Source organism: Oikeobacillus pervagus, from assembly GCF_030813365.1.
Taxonomy (GTDB): domain Bacteria; phylum Bacillota; class Bacilli; order Bacillales; family DSM-23947; genus Oikeobacillus; species Oikeobacillus pervagus.
This window is the reverse complement of record NZ_JAUSUC010000022.1, coordinates 26,440-42,910: the sequence shown is the minus strand read 5'-3', so window position 1 is coordinate 42,910 and position 16,471 is coordinate 26,440. Positions and strand designations below refer to the sequence as shown.

The window sequence follows — 16,471 nt, the reverse complement described above, 5'->3', positions numbered from 1 at the left end:
AAGGAAATGGTTCGATAAGTTTTTTAAAGTGGAGGATATCATGAAAAAGTTTGCCGTATTTGCCTCTGGAAATGGGAGTAACTTTCAAGTGTTGGCGGAAGCTGTCAATAACGGTTTAATTGAAGGAACAATTGAATTAGTCGTTTGTGACCAACCAAATGCTTTTGTCGTTCAAAGAGCTAATGAACTTCATATTCCTGTCTTTACTTTCCAAGCAAAAAATTATCCATCAAAAGCGGATTTTGAAAAAGAAATTATTAACGAGTTACAACAAAGAGATGTGGATTTCATTGTTTTAGCGGGGTATATGAGATTAGTTGGACCTACTCTTCTTGAAGCTTATTCTCATCGGATCGTCAATATTCATCCATCTTTATTGCCATCTTTTCCTGGTAAAGATGCGGTCGGTCAAGCTCTAAAAGCCGGAGTAAAGATAACAGGTGTTACGATTCACTTTGTTGATGAAGGGATGGATACTGGCCCGATTATTGCTCAAAAGGCAGTCGAAATTACACCAGATGACACACATGAAACCTTGCAGGGGAAAATTCAACAAGTAGAACATAGTCTTTACCCTCAAGTGGTGAATCAAATGATTCAACAATTGGATCGTTCTAAGAAAGAGGAGGAGCAAAACAAATGAAGAAACGTGCCTTAATTAGTGTATCGGATAAAAGTGGAATCGTTGATTTTGCAAAGGAATTAGTAGCATTAGGTTATGAAATCCTATCTACAGGTGGCACAAAAAAAGCACTAGAGGAAAATAATGTTCCAGTCATTGGGGTAGAAGCTGTAACTGGTTTTCCAGAAATTTTAGAAGGACGTGTAAAAACACTTCACCCATTTATTCATGGGGGATTACTTGCCAAACATGATAAAGAAGATCATAAGAAACAATTAGAAGAGCAAAATATTTCCCCTATTCATATCGTTTGTGTGAATCTATACCCATTCCAACAAACGATTGCAAAGCCCGATGTAACACCAGAGGATGCCATTGAAAATATTGATATCGGCGGACCAACAATGCTTCGTGCAGCAGCGAAAAATCATGAATATGTAACGGTTTTAGTCGATTCACAAGACTATGAAAAAGTGATTACACAACTGAAAGAAACAGGTGAAGTTAGTCTGGAAACACGCAGAAAATTAGCTGCCAAAGTATTCCGTCATACGGCATCATATGATGCTTTAATTTCACAATATATGACAGATCTTGCTGGAGAAGAACAACCAGAAAGAGTTACCTTTACATATGAATTGAAGCAATCTTTACGCTATGGGGAAAACCCACATCAAAAAGCTTCATTCTATGAAAAGCCACTTGGTTCAGAATTTTCGATTGCTCGTGCAAAACAATTACATGGGAAAGAATTATCGTACAATAATATTCGCGATGCGGATGCAGCCCTTCAAATTGTAAAAGAATTCAAAGACCCTGCAGCTGTAGCAGTTAAACATATGAATCCTTGTGGTGTTGGTACGGCTAGTACGATTGAGGAAGCTTACGCAAGAGCGTATAAAGCAGATCCGGTCTCCATTTTTGGAGGAATTATCGCTTTAAATAGAGAAGTAGATGTCAAACTTGCTGAATCTCTTCATGAAATTTTCTTAGAAATTGTCATTGCTCCTTCTTTTACACAAGAAGCTCTAAAAGTTTTAACATCGAAGAAAAATATTCGCCTTCTTACTGTTCCATTTGATCAACAAGGGAAAGCAGAAAGAGTCCTAACATCTGTTGAAGGTGGATTATTAATGCAGGATCTTGATACGTATTCATTAGATAATGCGGAATTGAAGGTCGCAACAGATCGTGAACCAACCGCTGAAGAATGGGATGCCATGAAACTTGGTTGGAAAGTAGTGAAGCATGTTAAATCAAACGCGATTGTTGTTACTAATAATGAAATGACTCTAGGGGTTGGTGCAGGGCAAATGAACCGCGTTGGTGCTGCAAAAATTGCGCTAGAACAAGCGGGTGAGAAAGCAAAAGGAGCGGCTTTAGCTTCCGATGCCTTTTTCCCAATGGATGATACAGTAGAAGCAGCGGCACAAGCGGGAATCACTGCAATCATTCAACCAGGTGGATCCATTCGTGATGAGGATTCAATTAAAAAAGCGAATGAATATGGAATTGCGATGGTATTTACTGGAGTCCGCCATTTTAAACATTAAGATCTTTTCACAAAATTAGGTTTTTTTGAAGTGAAAGGTTACAATATCGGTGATTAGTCATTTTTATCCCACCTTAATGGGCAGTAAAACCTCCACCTCAAAATGATTTGGAAACAAAGAAGATAGGTAGAGGATTCACGGGCCCCTAAAGGTCCGATAAGTTTAACTAATATTCAGTCGGGGATGAAGAACCTCGCACTAAATAAAGTTTCATTTTATAACCTAATTAACTTAATAAAGAACCAAACATGAACATCATGTTTTATTGGAAGCCATTGTGAGGGAATCATTTATTCGTTTTTCACACAATGGCCTCCTGTTTAATTGTCAAAATGATAAGAGGTGAAATGGCTTGAAAGTACTTGTTATTGGTCGTGGTGGAAGGGAGCATGCTATTTGTAAAAAGCTTGCAGAAAGTCCATCTGTTAAAGAGGTATTTTGTGCACCTGGAAATGCAGGAATTGCTCAAGTTGCCACACTTGTTAATGTTGATGAAATGAGCTTTGCAGAGCTTACTGATTTTGCTAAACAGAATAAGATTGATCTGACGGTTATTGGACCGGAAGCCCCATTAGAAGCGGGGATTGTGGACTATTTCCAAGAAAGAGACCTTGTCGTTTTTGGTCCGAATGAAAAAGCGGCTATTTTGGAAGGCAGTAAATCATTTTCGAAGGATATGATGGAGAAATATCATATTCCGACTGCACATTATGCAACATTCGATTCTTATGAACAAGCTAAGGATTATATTGAAGAACAAGGTGCACCTATTGTATTAAAAGCTGATGGCCTTGCAGCAGGGAAAGGCGTAACGGTCGCCATGACAGTCGAGGAAGCATTGAGTTCACTTGAAGAAATGCTTGTTGGGAAAAAATTTGGTGACGCATCATCGAAAGTGGTTATCGAGGAATTTTTACAAGGGGAAGAATATTCTCTTATGGCCTTTGTGAATGGGGAAAATGTCTATCCAATGCAGGCTGCTCAAGATCATAAACGTGCTTATGATCAAGATCAAGGACCAAATACAGGGGGAATGGGAGCTTATTCACCCATCCCACATATTTCACAAGAAATCATCGATCAGTCTGTTGAAAAAATATTAAAGCCTATCGCAAAGGCTATGGTTGAAGAGGGACGACCTTTTACTGGAGTCATTTTTGCTGGGTTAATGTTAACAGAAAAAGGACCAAAAACAATTGAATTTAATGCCCGTTTTGGTGATCCAGAGACACAAGTGGTCCTTCCGCGTTTGCAATCAGATTTAGCTCAAGTATTTTTAGATGTCTTAAAGAACCAAGATCCACAATTACAATGGAAGCAAAACTCTGTATTAGGTGTTGTTTTGGCCGCGAAAGGTTATCCAAACGCATATGAAAAGGGAATGGAAATTACAGGATTGAGTGAAATAACAGATGCTTCTGTATTACATGCAGGAACATATAAGAACGAAAATGGACAAATATGTTCAAATGGTGGCCGAGTACTATTAGTTGCCTCAGAAGGAGCCACGATTAAAGAAGCACAACAAAAGGTTTATGAGCAAATGGCGAACTTCCAATCAGACGACTTTTTCTACCGTAAAGATATTGGAAAGCGGGCTATTGAACGCGCTTCTTTCTAGTCTTTCGGAAGTAGGCATATCCAATCGCTATAATGCCTCCAATTAACATAACAAGAACAAAAGACATATCTGTTAAATATTCTAAAAACATGGGATATTCATCTCCTTTTTCTTTAACGCAAGGTGTGGGCAAAGCCCACACCTTGCGACTTAATTGATTTTTTAAGATGGATTAATCGATAAATTCGACTCTTCGGATTGCGTTTGCTCAGATTGCGAGTTGGTTGTTTCCATTTGGTTTTTGTACACATCTGTTAAAGGACAATAACGTAGGATCCCTTCCCCTACTTTCATAGCGCCCATAAGTGCTACAAGTAAATAAGAATCACAAGTCGGTCTTTTTGAATATTTTGCTGTGCTCCATACAAGAATGGTGAGACCTAATGTAATTCGAATCAGTGCATTTATGATCCCTATATTTGGTTTAACCTTCATAGAATTTCCTCCGCTTTCTAATTTTTAAAAAATTATTTTCATTCTTTTCTCAATTACAAGATAAAATATGTTACTATAATAACTAACCTAAAAAATTGAAATGAGAGCCCTTTTTAGGAGGCATTGGATATGTTAGCACAACGTTATCGATGGAAAAGTAAACAACTTAGAACACATGTGTCTGTTTTAGATGGCGATGTTTTCCCTACACTTGTTTTAAAAAATGCTCGGTTTTTACACTCTGTTTTAAAAAAATGGATGACAGCAAACATTTGGATCTACCAAGATCGAATTATTTATGTCGGTGATCAAATGCCTAAAAAAGTATCTGGCGAGATCATGGATTGTGAGCCCTATACATTAGTTCCAGGATATATAGAACCTCATGTTCACCCGTTTCAACTTTATAATCCCCAAACACTTGCTGAATATGCAGCACAAACAGGGACAACAACAGTTATTAATGATAACTTAATGTTATTTTTATTATTAGAGAAAAAGAAAGCGTTTTCTTTATTGAATGAACTGAAGGATATTCCAGCTACTATGTATTGGTGGTGTCGGTTTGATTCACAGACAGAACTAGTGGATGAAGAGAACATATTTTCTAATTCTGAAGTGAAGTCATGGTTAGAACATGAGGCAGTGATTCAAGGTGGAGAGCTTACCGGATGGCCCAAGCTTCTAAATGGTGACGATATGATGCTTCATTGGATTCAAGAGGCAAAGCGTTTACGTAAAAAGGTTGAAGGGCATTTTCCTGGTGCCAGTGAAAAAACTTTGACAAAGATGACTTTGTTAGGTGTGGATGCAGATCACGAGGCATTAAATGGGGAGGATGTTTATAAACGTTTAATGCAAGGCTATATGGTCTCTTTAAGAAACTCCTCTATTCGACCAGATTTAGAAGTATTATTAAAGGACATGAAAGAAATGGGTATCGATCAATATGATATGATGATGTTTAATACGGATGGATCTACCCCGTCCTTTTATGAAAAGGGTGTTTTGGACTGGATGATCCAAAAGGCGATTGAACACGAAATTCCAGTCATTGATGCCTATCATATGGCAAGTTACAATGTGGCGAAGTATTATGGGATTGATCATCTTCACGGGGTCATTGCACCTGGACGTGTAGCGAATATTAACTTTCTAAAGGATGAAATGAATCCAAGTCCAGTTGCGGTCTTGTCTAAAGGGCAATGGGTGCGGAAAGAAAGTCAGGAAATCAAACAAAACATTTCCATTCAATGGGGAAACTTTGGCATGGGACCTCTCCATTTAGACTGGGAGTTAACGGCAGATGACCTACAGTTTTCGATGCCATTTGGAATCAAATTAATGAATTCAGTCATTACAAAACCTTACTCCATCGAAAAGGATATTACGGTGGAGGATCTTGGAAATCATGATGATGAAAGCTTTTTAGTGCTTCTAGATCGACATGGGAAATGGAGAATTAACTCGACCATTAAAGGTTTCGCAACAAATGTACAAGGACTTGCCTCTTCTTTTTCTAATACTGGTGATATTATTTTAATCGGGAAATGTAAAAAGGAAATGAAGCATGCCTTTGATCGGCTGAAGGAAATCGGCGGCGGAATTGTTTTATGTGAAAAAAATGAAGTCATTCATGAAATTCCTCTTCATGTTGCTGGCTTAATGTCCGACAAACCGATGGTAGAACTAATTGAAGAGGAGAAGAAAATGAAGGAGCTCATTATGGGACGTGGCTTCCGTTTTTCAGATCCTATCTACACATTATTATTCCTATCCTCTACACATTTACCATATATTCGCATTACTCCTAAAGGAATGTACGATGTAATGAAGAAAACAATACTCTTTCCAACTATAATGCGTTAAAATAATAAAGGAGCAATGATTCCATTATTGAGTGGAGCCTCTCAATGATGGAATATTTCCTTTTACGGAAAATGGAAAAGTGATTGTTCATTCAACAGAGAAAGATTTCAGCGAGAGCCGGTCATGTCCAATATGTATAGGCATTTTCTATGGCAGTTGTTTATGTTGTAAGGATGTTTTAACGATTTCTGTTGTTCCTACACCTTCCTATTCACCTACAAACGACTGTGACGATAGAAAATCATACTTTTCTAATGGAAAAAAGAAACAGCTTATGATGATTGGACAAGCGTATTGATTTTTTCGGATAGGAGTAAATATATGAAGAAGATTCTGCTGTTAATATGTATGTTTGTATTAATTTTTTCAGGCTGTGGAAAAAGTGCGGAAAGTGAAAAAAATAAGAAAAATCACCATTCAAAAGAAGAGAAGGAAGAAGCCTTTTATACCACACCTTTAACAGGTTTAAAAACAAATAAAAAGCCCGATCAACGTGCGATTGCCGTTGTTATTAATAATCATGTGAAAGCTCGCCCGCAGACGGGATTAGATAAAGCAGATATCATTTATGAAGTATCGGCCGAAGGAAAGCTGACAAGGTTTCTTGCGATTTTTCAAAGTGAGCATCCTGAACAAGTAGGACCTGTTCGAAGTGCTAGAGATTACCTTATTGATCTTGCCAAAGGGTATGACAGTATCTTTATTGCTCACGGGTACAGTCCAGAAGCAAAAGAGATGTTAAGAAGAGGAGAGATTGATCAAATCAACGGGATTCAGCACGATGGCACCTTATTTAAACGTGACTCATCGCGAAAGGCTCCTCACAATTCCTATATTTCTTTTGATAAAGTGGAACAGGGGTCAAATGAAAAGGGATATGTCCTTGATCAGCCGCCATCAGAATTATATTTCCTTAAGAAAGAACAGTTAGAGACGTTATCTGGGAAAAAGGCAGAATCATTCCGTGTTTCATATTCGAATCATCCTGAGTTCCAATCAAAATATCAATACATACCTGAAAAGAATGTATATGAGAGATTTTCGGGAGAGGAAAAGACGATCGACCGAGAATCAAAAATGCCTCTAGAATTGTCCAATATTTTTATTGTGGAAACAAACCATCAAATTATTGATGAGGAAGGTCGGTTAGATATTGACTTAACTCAAGGCGGAGAAGGGTTTTTATTTCAAAAAGGCGTAATGAATAAAGTTGAGTGGTCTAATGTAAATGGACGAATTCTCCCTTATTTAGATGGAAAGCCGGCGGGGTTAGTTCCAGGAAAAACATGGATACATATTATCCCGTCTTCACATGGATTGAATGAGGCAGTTATGTTTGATAATTAAAAACTAAAAGGAGTTCGAAAATAATTATGCAAATTGATAAATTGCGTGGAAGAGGGTTAGATCAACTTTTTGAGGCGGTTCTTTCACTTCGAGATTTAGAAGAATGCTATCGCTTTTTTGATGATCTTTGTACGGTAAATGAAATTCAGTCTTTAGCGCAAAGATTAGAGGTTGCAAGAATGCTTCATGAAGGAAAAACCTATCATAAAATTGAAATGGAAACGGGAGCTAGTACCGCTACCATTTCCCGAGTAAAACGTTGCTTAAACTTTGGAAATGATGCCTACCTGCTAGTCCTTGATCGAATTAAGGAAGAGAAATCGAAATGATCTAAAGAATACCAAAAGGATTCCAATAGGGGGTCCTTTTTTCTTTCCTTTCTTTTAAAAAAATTATTCGTCCTATTGTTTACGAAAGCATCTTCTCTCTCATGGATATGGTTTTTAGGGAAGGAAAACTAATGCTATAATGATGTAATGGCGAGAGAATGAATAGGAGGGATGTTGATGTATGATGTACAGGAATGGCGCCATGTGTTTAAATTAGATCCCAATAAGCCACTAAGTGATGAAGCATTAGAAAAAATATGTGAATCAGGCACTGACGCTGTGATCATCGGAGGAACGGATGGAGTCACATTAGAAAATGTCCTAGACTTAATGGCTAGGGTCCGCCGATATACTGTCCCTTGTGTACTTGAAATTTCTAATATGGAATCAATTACTCCTGGGTTTGATTTATATTTCATTCCATCCGTTTTAAATAGTCCAAAAACAAAATGGGTAGCAGGACTTCATCATGAGGCGATGAAAGAATATGGAGAATTAATGGATTGGGATACCATTTTGGTTGAAGGTTATTGCATTGCAAATGGAGAATGTAAAGCGGCCCAATTAACAGAAGCTCAAACAGCACTTGATTCGGAAGATATCATTGCCTATGCCTTGATGGTAGAAAAAATGTTCCGGCTTCCGATTTTTTATTTAGAATACAGTGGGAAATATGGTTCCTCTGAAATTGTTGAGAAAGTACGTAATGTATTATCAGAAACGACTTTCTTTTATGGTGGTGGAATTCAAACTGTAAAACAAGCGAAAGAGATGGCACAATTTGCAGATGTGATTGTCGTAGGAAATTCATTATATACGAATTTGAATGAAGCATTAAAAACAGTCGATGCTGTAAAAAATATGCAAGTACAAAAAGAATAAAAATAAAATTTCAGGTGGTGAAAATATGCAATACTTAACCGAACGCTTATTAAGCGGTTTAAACAAGGAACAAAAAGAGGCTGTGAAGACAACAGACGGACCCTTACTCATCATGGCTGGGGCAGGATCGGGAAAAACAAGAGTATTAACTCATCGTATTGCTTATTTAATGGTGGAGAAAGGGGTAAATCCTTACAATATATTAGCGATCACTTTCACGAACAAAGCCTCTAGAGAAATGAAAGAGAGGATTGGAAAACTCATGGGAGGAGCAGCAGAGGAAATATGGGTTTCTACATTCCACTCCATGTGTGTACGAATTTTACGAAGAGATATCGACCGAATCGGTTTTAATCGTAATTTTACAATCCTGGATTCTACAGACCAACAATCCGTCATTAAATCGATATTGAAAGATAAAAATATTGATCCGAAAAAATTTGACCCACGTACAATCTTAGGCTCGATTAGTTCCGCAAAGAATGAATTAATTAGTCCAGAGCAATTTTCGAAAACAATAGGAAGTTATTACGAACAAGTCGTCAGTGATGTGTACGGAGAATATCAAAAAAGGCTGCGGAAAAACCAAGCCCTAGATTTTGATGACCTGATCATGAAAACTATCCAACTATTCGATCGAGTACCAGAAGTATTAGAGTACTACCAACGGAAATTTCAATATATACATATCGATGAATATCAAGATACGAACCGAGCTCAGTACATGCTTGTGAAGATGCTTGCGTCTCGTTTTCAAAATTTATGTGTCGTTGGGGATGCGGATCAGTCAATTGTGCGCCTATAAGGGCATTACAGTTTTTCACCAATTGGCGGTGAATTAGCAGAGAACAGCTAATATATCAACAGACTTATCTTGGCGGGAAACCAAAAAGGGAGTGTAGCATGTCTGTAAAGTCATAAGTCAACTGAGGTATGAAAGTTGCGACTGAATGGCGAGATATAAAAGATAAGTATAAGGAAGAAGGCTAAACTGCTTGAAGAATAGACTGAGCGGGAGTATGATCGCCTGTTAGGAAATCTATCTGACACCTAATATCAATCCTCGTAGACGAAATAAATGGTTTCGGATACGGATGAGGAATAGTAATAAATTGATACTAATTCCTTGTGTTCTCAGAAAAGGATTGACGCGCTTGTAGAAACAAGAAAAGGTCGAACGTTCCTTCCGATCACTTATTGAGCCAAACTGTAATGTACTAAATGGGGATTACCTAAGTTGGAACGCTAAAGAATTAGCTATGCGAAATGCCATTAAGGTGATAAATTCTAAGTCGGAAGACAAGGAAGATGACGCTGAATATCCAATATGGTAACGGAGCTTCCATAGTAGTCCGAGCTGGGGAAAGCCTAGTACATGGCGAAGGGAAGCAACTTACATTGTATGAACAAAGAAGAAAGGAGCGAAATGCTCTATGCAAAGTTCTGAAAATGTCTTATACAATTTATCCAAACAAGCGAAAGACGAAAATTTCATTTTTGATCGTTTGTACAGAAATCTCTATAATGCAAATTTCTATTATAAAGCCTATGCAAAAATCTATGATAATGATGGTAGTGCAACAATGGGTGTAACAAGTGAAACAGCGGATGGTTTTGGAGACGAAAGAATCGAACGAATTATTGAAAGTCTGAGAGATGAAAGCTATCAGCCAAAACCAGCAAGACGCACTTATATTCCAAAGAAAAATGGTAGTAAAAAGAAAAATGGTAGTAAAAGACCACTAGGTATTCCTACATTCACGGATAGAATCGTACAAGAAATTTGCCGAATGCTACTTGAAGCGATATATGAGCCTAATTTCCTAGAGTGTTCGCATGGTTTCAGACCTGACAAAAGTTGTCATACAGCACTCATACAAATTAAACAAACTTTTACAGGGGTCAACTGGTTCATTGAAGGCGATATTAAAGGTTTTTTTGACAATATTGATCATCACACACTAATCAATGTATTAAGAAAACGAATTAAGGATGAGAAATTCATCAGACTCATTTGGAAGTTTCTAAGGGCAGGTTACTTAGAAGATTGGCGATTCCATAAAACGTACAGCGGTACCCCCCAAGGAGGTATCATAAGCCCCATTCTAGCCAATATATACATGAATGAGTTCGATAAATTCGTTATGAATACACTTAGAAGTGAGTTTCAAATTGGCAAACCCAAAAGTCGAAATAGAAATACTGAATATCGCACAAATGAAGCAAGGGTCCGGAGGCTAGGGAAGAAAATTGACCTAGAAACGGAACCTGATAAAAGGGAAGAAATGATAAAAACACGTAAGGAAATTAGAAACTACATGTTAAAGCTTCCTTACTACGATTCTAAAAATGAAGGATTCAAAAGTATATCGTATGTTAGATATGCAGATGATTTCATTTTAGGAGTACATGGTAGTAAAGAAGACTGTGAATCGCTTAAAGAATTAATGAGTCGATTTCTAAAGGAACATCTCAAGCTAGAACTATCAGAGGAAAAGACACTCATTACGAATAGTAAAAATAGAGCAAGATTTCTTAGTTATGAAATTACTGTGAATAGGAACCATGATACAAAAAGAGACAAAAATGGAAAAACCAAAAGAATGTACCGTGGCAATATCACATTTTTCGTCCCTTCTGGAACGATTGAGAAAGTGATCACGGAACATAAAATGGTTAAAGATATTAATGCAAAGGAATGGAAAATACTCCATAGACCACCATTACTTAAACTAACTCCATTAGAAATAGTTGAATCCTATAACTCGGAACTTCGTGGGTTATATAATTACTATAGTCTCGCTCTTAACGTAACACATAAAATGTGGCAACTACGATACGTCATGGAATATAGCTGTTTAAAAACATTGGCAGGCAAATTTAAAACAAGCATAGGAAAAGTAAAAGAAAAATATAGAGATGGTAAATACTGGGGCATTCCTTATGAAACCAAAAAGGCAAAGAAAATAGCTTACTTCTTTAAGGACCCTCTTGTCACAAAAGAATCAGCAGGTAAAGCTGATGTAGATGTGATACCAAACTGGCACAAATATCAGAATACGACTGAAATGGAAAAACGTTTAAAAGCTAAAGAATGTGAATTATGTGGACAAAACGACCCATCGTTAAAATATGAAGTTCATCATTTGAATAAAATGAAGAATTTAAAAGGGAAAGAACGATGAGAAAAAGTAATGATTGGTAAACGACGTAAAACACTGATTGTATGCCAAGAATGCCACATTAAAATTCACAGAGGATAAATAGGATGTAAGTGGAGAGCCGTATACTCTGAGAGGAGTACGTACGGTTCGGAGGGGAGTGCTTAGAAACCTACTGTCGAAATACAGTAAGGCGCTGGGTGCTTACCCTACTATCGCTGGCGTGGGGCGGATATTGCGAATATTTTGTCGTTTGAAAAAGATTATCCACAAGCAAATGTTATTTTACTCGAACAAAATTACCGCTCAACGAAAACGATTTTACGGGCGGCGAATGAAGTTATTCAAAATAACTTCAATCGGAAACCGAAGAAACTCTGGACAGATAATGAGGAAGGTCAACATATTACGTATTATCATGCCAATAATGAGCAGTCTGAGGCCCAGTTTGTTGCCGGAAAAATTAAAGAGATGACAGATAGTGGCAAAAGAAAATATTCCGAAATTGCCATACTATACAGAACTAATGCCCAATCACGTGTTATGGAGGAAGTACTGCTCAAATCGAATATTGACTATTCCATTGTCGGCGGAATTAAGTTCTATGATCGAAAAGAAATTAAAGACTTATTAGCTTATTTGCGCTTAATTGCAAACCCAGACGACGATATCAGTTTGCAGCGGATCATTAATGTACCGAAACGTGGAATAGGTGCCACTTCGTTTGACAAAATGGCTCGGTATGCACAAGATAATGATATTTCCATCTATAGAGCATTAGAGGAAGCCGATTTTATCGGATTAAGTCCGAAAATTACAAAGTCTGCTATACAATTTAAAGATCTCATCAAAAATTACACACAAATGCAAGAATATTTATCTGTTACAGAATTAGTCGAAGAAGTCCTTGATAAGTCAGGATATCGAGAAATGTTAAAAGCGGAGAAAACAATAGAATCACAAAGCCGTCTGGAAAACATTGAGGAATTTCTATCTGTTACCAAGAACTTTGAAGATAGTAGTGAAGATAAAAGTTTAGTCGCCTTTTTAACCGATCTTGCATTAGTGGCAGATATTGACCAACTAGACAAAGATGAAGATCCAAAAGATTCAGTTGTTCTAATGACTCTCCACTCTGCAAAAGGACTCGAGTTTCCTGTTGTATTTTTAATCGGAATGGAGGAAGGGGTCTTCCCACATAGCCGCTCATTGATGGATGAGGAAGAGATGGAAGAGGAAAGACGTCTCGTATACGTAGGAATTACTCGGGCAGAAGAAGAATTATTTTTAACGAACGCTCAGATGAGAACATTATATGGGCGAACCAATCTGAATCCTGTATCACGATTTATTGGTGAAATTCCTAATGATTTAATCAACACACATATCATCGAAAAAAGAGTACCAACTTCATTTAAATCAAGCAAGCCAATCCGTGGTCCGGTCATGCGCCCACAACCGACCTCGACTGGTGGGGAAAAAGAAGATTGGAAAGTGGGAGATCGAGCTTCGCATAAAAAATGGGGAACGGGTACAGTTGTCAGTGTGAAAGGTCATGGTGAAGGAATGGAACTAGATATTGCCTTTCCAAGTCCTGTTGGAATCAAACGGCTTCTAGCCAAGTTTGCGCCAATTGAAAAGAAGTAATCAGTTTGGATTATTGAAAGAAAGGGCTGTCGATATGGATCAACAAACTGCAGAAAAACAAGTACAAAAACTGCATCAATTATTAAATCAATATAACTATGAATATTATGTTCTAGACAACCCTTCTGTCCCAGATGCAGAATATGACCGATTAATGCAAGAACTAATCAAAATGGAGGAAAAATTTCCTTCATTCATCACACCAGATTCGCCTACTCAGCGTGTTGGAGGAGAGGTTTTACAATCATTCACAAAAGTCGAACATCGGATTCCAATGTTAAGCTTAAGCAATGCTTTCAATGAGGAAGACCTTAGGGATTTTGATCGTCGTGTCCGTCAGGGGTTGCAGGAAGATTTCACATATATTTGTGAATTGAAAATCGATGGACTGGCTGTATCCCTTCGATATGAAGAGGGTGTATTCGTTCAGGGAGCCACTCGTGGAGATGGAGTGTTATCAGGAAAATATAATTTGTCTAATTTAGTATGGGATATTCCTTACAATAGGAGTAAATTACAACCATTAATAATTAGACAAGTAGGAGGATGTAGTCCCGTAGCGGGTAGCGGTAACTATGAACGTATTTTCAACATGAATAGAATAAATCCTATAGTGCTTAAACAAGTTGGAGGTAAAGTAGCATGAATATAAAAGAAAGAATTGAAGAGCTACGTAACCTAATAAAGTACCATAATGATTTGTATTATGATAAAGAACAACCTGAAATTACTGATTATGAATATGACCAGCTTGTGCAGGAATTAAAAACATTAGAAAATGAACATCCAGAGTATATCACTTCAGATTCCCCTACTCAAAAAGTAGGAGGAACAGTTAAACGTGAACTAAGGAAAGTACCCCATGATGTGCCAGTAATAAGTCTTCAGGATGCATTTTCAAAAGAAGAAATATATGATTTTGTAAACAAGGTGAAGTCTCAAATTACTAATCCTAAATTTGTAGTAGAAATGAAAATCGATGGCTTAACTGTCATGCTTAGATATCACAACGGAAAATTAACTGAAGGTATAACCAGAGGTAATGGTGAGGTTGGGGAGTCGGTTTACGAGAACGTATTAGAAATCAAGACTATACCCAAAAGTATCCCAACAGAACTACCATATTTAGAGGTTCGTGGGGAAGTTTACATGTCCAATAAGTCTTTTGAAATGGTATTGGAAAGAGAAAAAAATAAAGGCGGTAAGAAGTATAAAACAGCAAGAAATTTAGCGTCAGGAACATTAAGACAGTTAGATTCACGTATAGTTAGGGAACGTAATCTTGATATGTTTGTCTTTAATCTTGAAATTTCAGAAGGTAAAGATTTTACATCTCATAGTGAAACTTTAGAATGGCTGAAAACACAAGGTTTTACGGTTATACCTAATTATAAAATTTGCTCTACAGCAGATGAAGTATGGGAAGCAGTATCATCAATTGGTGAAGAAAGAAACAAATTACCTTTTGGAATAGATGGTGCAGTTATTAAAGTTGATAATTTAAGCGATAGAAGAGTATTAGGAAGTACAAGTAAAGTTCCGAGATGGGCTATTGCTTATAAGTATCCTCCAGAACAAAAAGAAACAGTTATCAAAGATATTAAGATACAGGTAGGTCGTACGGGTAGATTAACTCCTTTAGCAATTTTAGAGCCAGTAAAATTAGCTGGAACAGACGTTTCAAAAGCAACTCTACACAATCAAGATTTTATTAATTTAAAAGATATTCAAATTGGTGATACAGTAGTTATTCAAAAAGCTGGTGATATTATTCCAGAAGTTATAAAAAGCATACCTGAGAAGAGACCAGCTAATGCCATGAAATACACCATACCAACAAATTGTCCTATATGTAATTCACCTACTGTAAGAGATGAAAATGTGGCTGATACACGTTGTATCAATACAGAGTGTCCTGCACAACAACTCGGTGGTATAGTATATTTTGCATCGAAAGGTGCAATGGACATAGAAGGACTTGGACCGAGTTCTGTTGAATCACTTATTTCAGAAGGCTTTATCAAAGATATTGGAGATATCTATTACCTTGAACAGTATCGTGATGAACTAATAGAAAAAGGTGTAGTTGGAAGAAAAAAATCAACAGATAATCTTTTAAAAGCTATTGAAAAGTCAAAAGAAAATGATTTAGAAAAGCTAATAACAGGACTTGGAATAAAAAATGTAGGTAAACAAACTGCAAGAGTATTGGCTATGAATTTTCCCGATATTGATGCAGTAAGCAATGCTACTTATGAACAATTAATAGCATTGCCTGATTTTGGGGATATAGTAGCGAAAAGTATTTTAAACTTTTTTAATCAAGAAAAGAATCATCAACTTATCGCTAAATTAAAATCAGCAGGTGTAAATGTAAAATCGAAATCCTCAGAAATTAGTAGTGACGATAGATTTTCAGGTAAAACATTTGTAATTACAGGGACACTTCCAACTTTAAAAAGAGATGAAGCAACTAAAATGATTCAAATGTACGGTGGTAAGGTTTCAGGTAGTGTGTCTAAAAAAACATCATACGTTTTAGCTGGAGAAGAGGCAGGAAGTAAATTAACAAAGGCTCAAGATTTAGGGGTTAGGATAATTAATGAAGAAGAATTCATGGATATGTTGAAATAAAAAATAGTAAATAAAATAGAGAGCGAACCTATTTCGCTCTCTATTTCGTTATTTAATAGTCTCTATACATAAATAAAGAACTATCTCCGAAGAAGCTCAGTTATTTCTTTTTCTCGTTTTATAGTCATTGGAGAAGGAGTGGGAAGAGGACAATACACTCTTGATTTCACTATAAATTTCTTTTTATCCATTATTTTAATTCCCCTTTAATACCCTAATTTCGCAAGAAGTCTAAGAGCTTTTTCATTCATTTTTCGTACTTTATCCAAATCAGATTCATGTGAGACAGACATCGGTCTTCTATTGGGATTAACTATAGGATTTTTTGGCTTCCGTTTTAAAGACATTGGAACACCTCGTTATAAATGTAT

At 36.8% G+C, this 16,471-nt stretch carries 11 protein-coding genes and 4 pseudogenes; 12 read left to right on the top strand and 3 right to left on the bottom strand.

Annotated features, from left to right (window positions below; translation table 11 throughout):
- Positions 1-40 precede the first annotated feature (40 nt).
- From purN to purD, 3 genes are all read left to right on the top strand, one after another.
- Entirely contained in the window at positions 41-643 is a 603-nt protein-coding gene (purN, locus tag J2S13_RS09835) for a phosphoribosylglycinamide formyltransferase (protein WP_307257575.1), read from the top strand.
- Positions 640-2,175: a bifunctional phosphoribosylaminoimidazolecarboxamide formyltransferase/IMP cyclohydrolase gene (purH, locus tag J2S13_RS09830; protein WP_307257574.1), complete on the top strand. Its 1,536-nt coding sequence runs from the start codon at positions 640-642 to the stop codon at positions 2,173-2,175. The genes purN and purH overlap by 4 nt, the downstream gene beginning before the upstream one ends.
- 352 nt (positions 2,176-2,527) lie before the next feature.
- Positions 2,528-3,796, top strand: coding sequence for a phosphoribosylamine--glycine ligase (gene purD, locus J2S13_RS09825; protein WP_307257573.1), 1,269 nt, complete (start codon positions 2,528-2,530; stop codon positions 3,794-3,796).
- Here the strand turns inward: purD and J2S13_RS16900 are convergent.
- The gene (locus J2S13_RS16900; protein ID WP_370874013.1) at positions 3,774-3,887 is read right to left on the bottom strand and encodes an EYxxD motif small membrane protein; all 114 of its coding nucleotides are present in this window, start codon (positions 3,885-3,887) and stop codon (positions 3,774-3,776) included. The two genes, purD and J2S13_RS16900, sit on opposite strands and share 23 nt — an antisense overlap.
- A gap of 71 nt (positions 3,888-3,958) precedes the next feature.
- Positions 3,959-4,231: a YgaP family membrane protein gene (locus tag J2S13_RS09820; RefSeq protein ID WP_307257572.1), complete on the bottom strand. Its 273-nt coding sequence runs from the start codon at positions 4,229-4,231 to the stop codon at positions 3,959-3,961.
- A gap of 129 nt (positions 4,232-4,360) precedes the next feature.
- On the opposite strand from J2S13_RS09820, the gene J2S13_RS09815 reads away from it, so the two are divergent.
- The 9 genes and pseudogenes from J2S13_RS09815 to ligA all read left to right on the top strand — a co-directional run bounded on the left by J2S13_RS09815 (position 4,361) and on the right by ligA (position 16,100).
- On the top strand, positions 4,361-6,100 hold the full coding sequence (locus J2S13_RS09815) for an adenine deaminase C-terminal domain-containing protein (RefSeq protein ID WP_307257571.1): 1,740 nt from the start codon (positions 4,361-4,363) through the stop codon (positions 6,098-6,100).
- A gap of 321 nt (positions 6,101-6,421) precedes the next feature.
- Complete coding sequence (locus J2S13_RS09810) at positions 6,422-7,447, top strand: DUF3048 domain-containing protein (protein WP_307257570.1); 1,026 nt, start codon at positions 6,422-6,424, stop codon at positions 7,445-7,447.
- Between the two features lie 26 nt (positions 7,448-7,473).
- The gene (locus tag J2S13_RS09805; RefSeq protein ID WP_307257569.1) at positions 7,474-7,776 is read left to right on the top strand and encodes a YerC/YecD family TrpR-related protein; all 303 of its coding nucleotides are present in this window, start codon (positions 7,474-7,476) and stop codon (positions 7,774-7,776) included.
- Positions 7,777-7,953: 177 nt separating this feature from the next.
- On the top strand, positions 7,954-8,658 hold the full coding sequence (pcrB, locus tag J2S13_RS09800) for a heptaprenylglyceryl phosphate synthase (protein WP_307257568.1): 705 nt from the start codon (positions 7,954-7,956) through the stop codon (positions 8,656-8,658).
- Positions 8,659-8,683: 25 nt separating this feature from the next.
- Positions 8,684-9,457 (top strand): annotated as a pseudogene (locus tag J2S13_RS09795) (UvrD-helicase domain-containing protein); the annotation flags it as partial.
- A 634-nt stretch (positions 9,458-10,091) separates the two neighbouring features.
- Positions 10,092-11,921: pseudogene (locus J2S13_RS09790) on the top strand (reverse transcriptase domain-containing protein).
- Between the two features lie 111 nt (positions 11,922-12,032).
- Positions 12,033-13,466, top strand: a pseudogene (locus tag J2S13_RS09785) (3'-5' exonuclease); the annotation flags it as partial.
- 34 nt (positions 13,467-13,500) lie between these two features.
- Positions 13,501-13,920: pseudogene (locus tag J2S13_RS09780) on the top strand (DNA ligase LigA-related protein); the annotation flags it as partial.
- A 188-nt stretch (positions 13,921-14,108) separates the two neighbouring features.
- Positions 14,109-16,100 carry an NAD-dependent DNA ligase LigA gene (gene ligA, locus J2S13_RS09775; RefSeq protein WP_307257565.1) on the top strand — a complete coding sequence of 664 codons (1,992 nt, stop codon included), beginning with the start codon at positions 14,109-14,111 and terminating at the stop codon, positions 16,098-16,100.
- Between the two features lie 206 nt (positions 16,101-16,306).
- On the opposite strand, the gene J2S13_RS09770 is transcribed toward ligA, so the two are convergent.
- Positions 16,307-16,447, bottom strand: a complete 141-nt coding sequence (locus tag J2S13_RS09770) for a hypothetical protein (protein ID WP_307257564.1) — start codon at positions 16,445-16,447, stop codon at positions 16,307-16,309.
- Positions 16,448-16,471 lie beyond the last annotated feature (24 nt).

Coding starts and splice junctions, on each gene's coding strand:
- J2S13_RS09810 (WP_307257570.1), top strand. CDS start 6,422: ATGAAGAAGATTCTGCTGTTAATATGTATGTTTGTATTAATTTTTTCA.
- J2S13_RS09770 (WP_307257564.1), bottom strand. CDS start 16,447: ATGTCTTTAAAACGGAAGCCAAAAAATCCTATAGTTAATCCCAATAGA.
- J2S13_RS09805 (WP_307257569.1), top strand. CDS start 7,474: ATGCAAATTGATAAATTGCGTGGAAGAGGGTTAGATCAACTTTTTGAG.
- J2S13_RS16900 (WP_370874013.1), bottom strand. CDS start 3,887: ATGTTTTTAGAATATTTAACAGATATGTCTTTTGTTCTTGTTATGTTA.
- J2S13_RS09820 (WP_307257572.1), bottom strand. CDS start 4,231: ATGAAGGTTAAACCAAATATAGGGATCATAAATGCACTGATTCGAATT.
- purH (WP_307257574.1), top strand. CDS start 640: ATGAAGAAACGTGCCTTAATTAGTGTATCGGATAAAAGTGGAATCGTT.
- J2S13_RS09815 (WP_307257571.1), top strand. CDS start 4,361: ATGTTAGCACAACGTTATCGATGGAAAAGTAAACAACTTAGAACACAT.
- purN (WP_307257575.1), top strand. CDS start 41: ATGAAAAAGTTTGCCGTATTTGCCTCTGGAAATGGGAGTAACTTTCAA.
- ligA (WP_307257565.1), top strand. CDS start 14,109: ATGAATATAAAAGAAAGAATTGAAGAGCTACGTAACCTAATAAAGTAC.
- pcrB (WP_307257568.1), top strand. CDS start 7,954: ATGTATGATGTACAGGAATGGCGCCATGTGTTTAAATTAGATCCCAAT.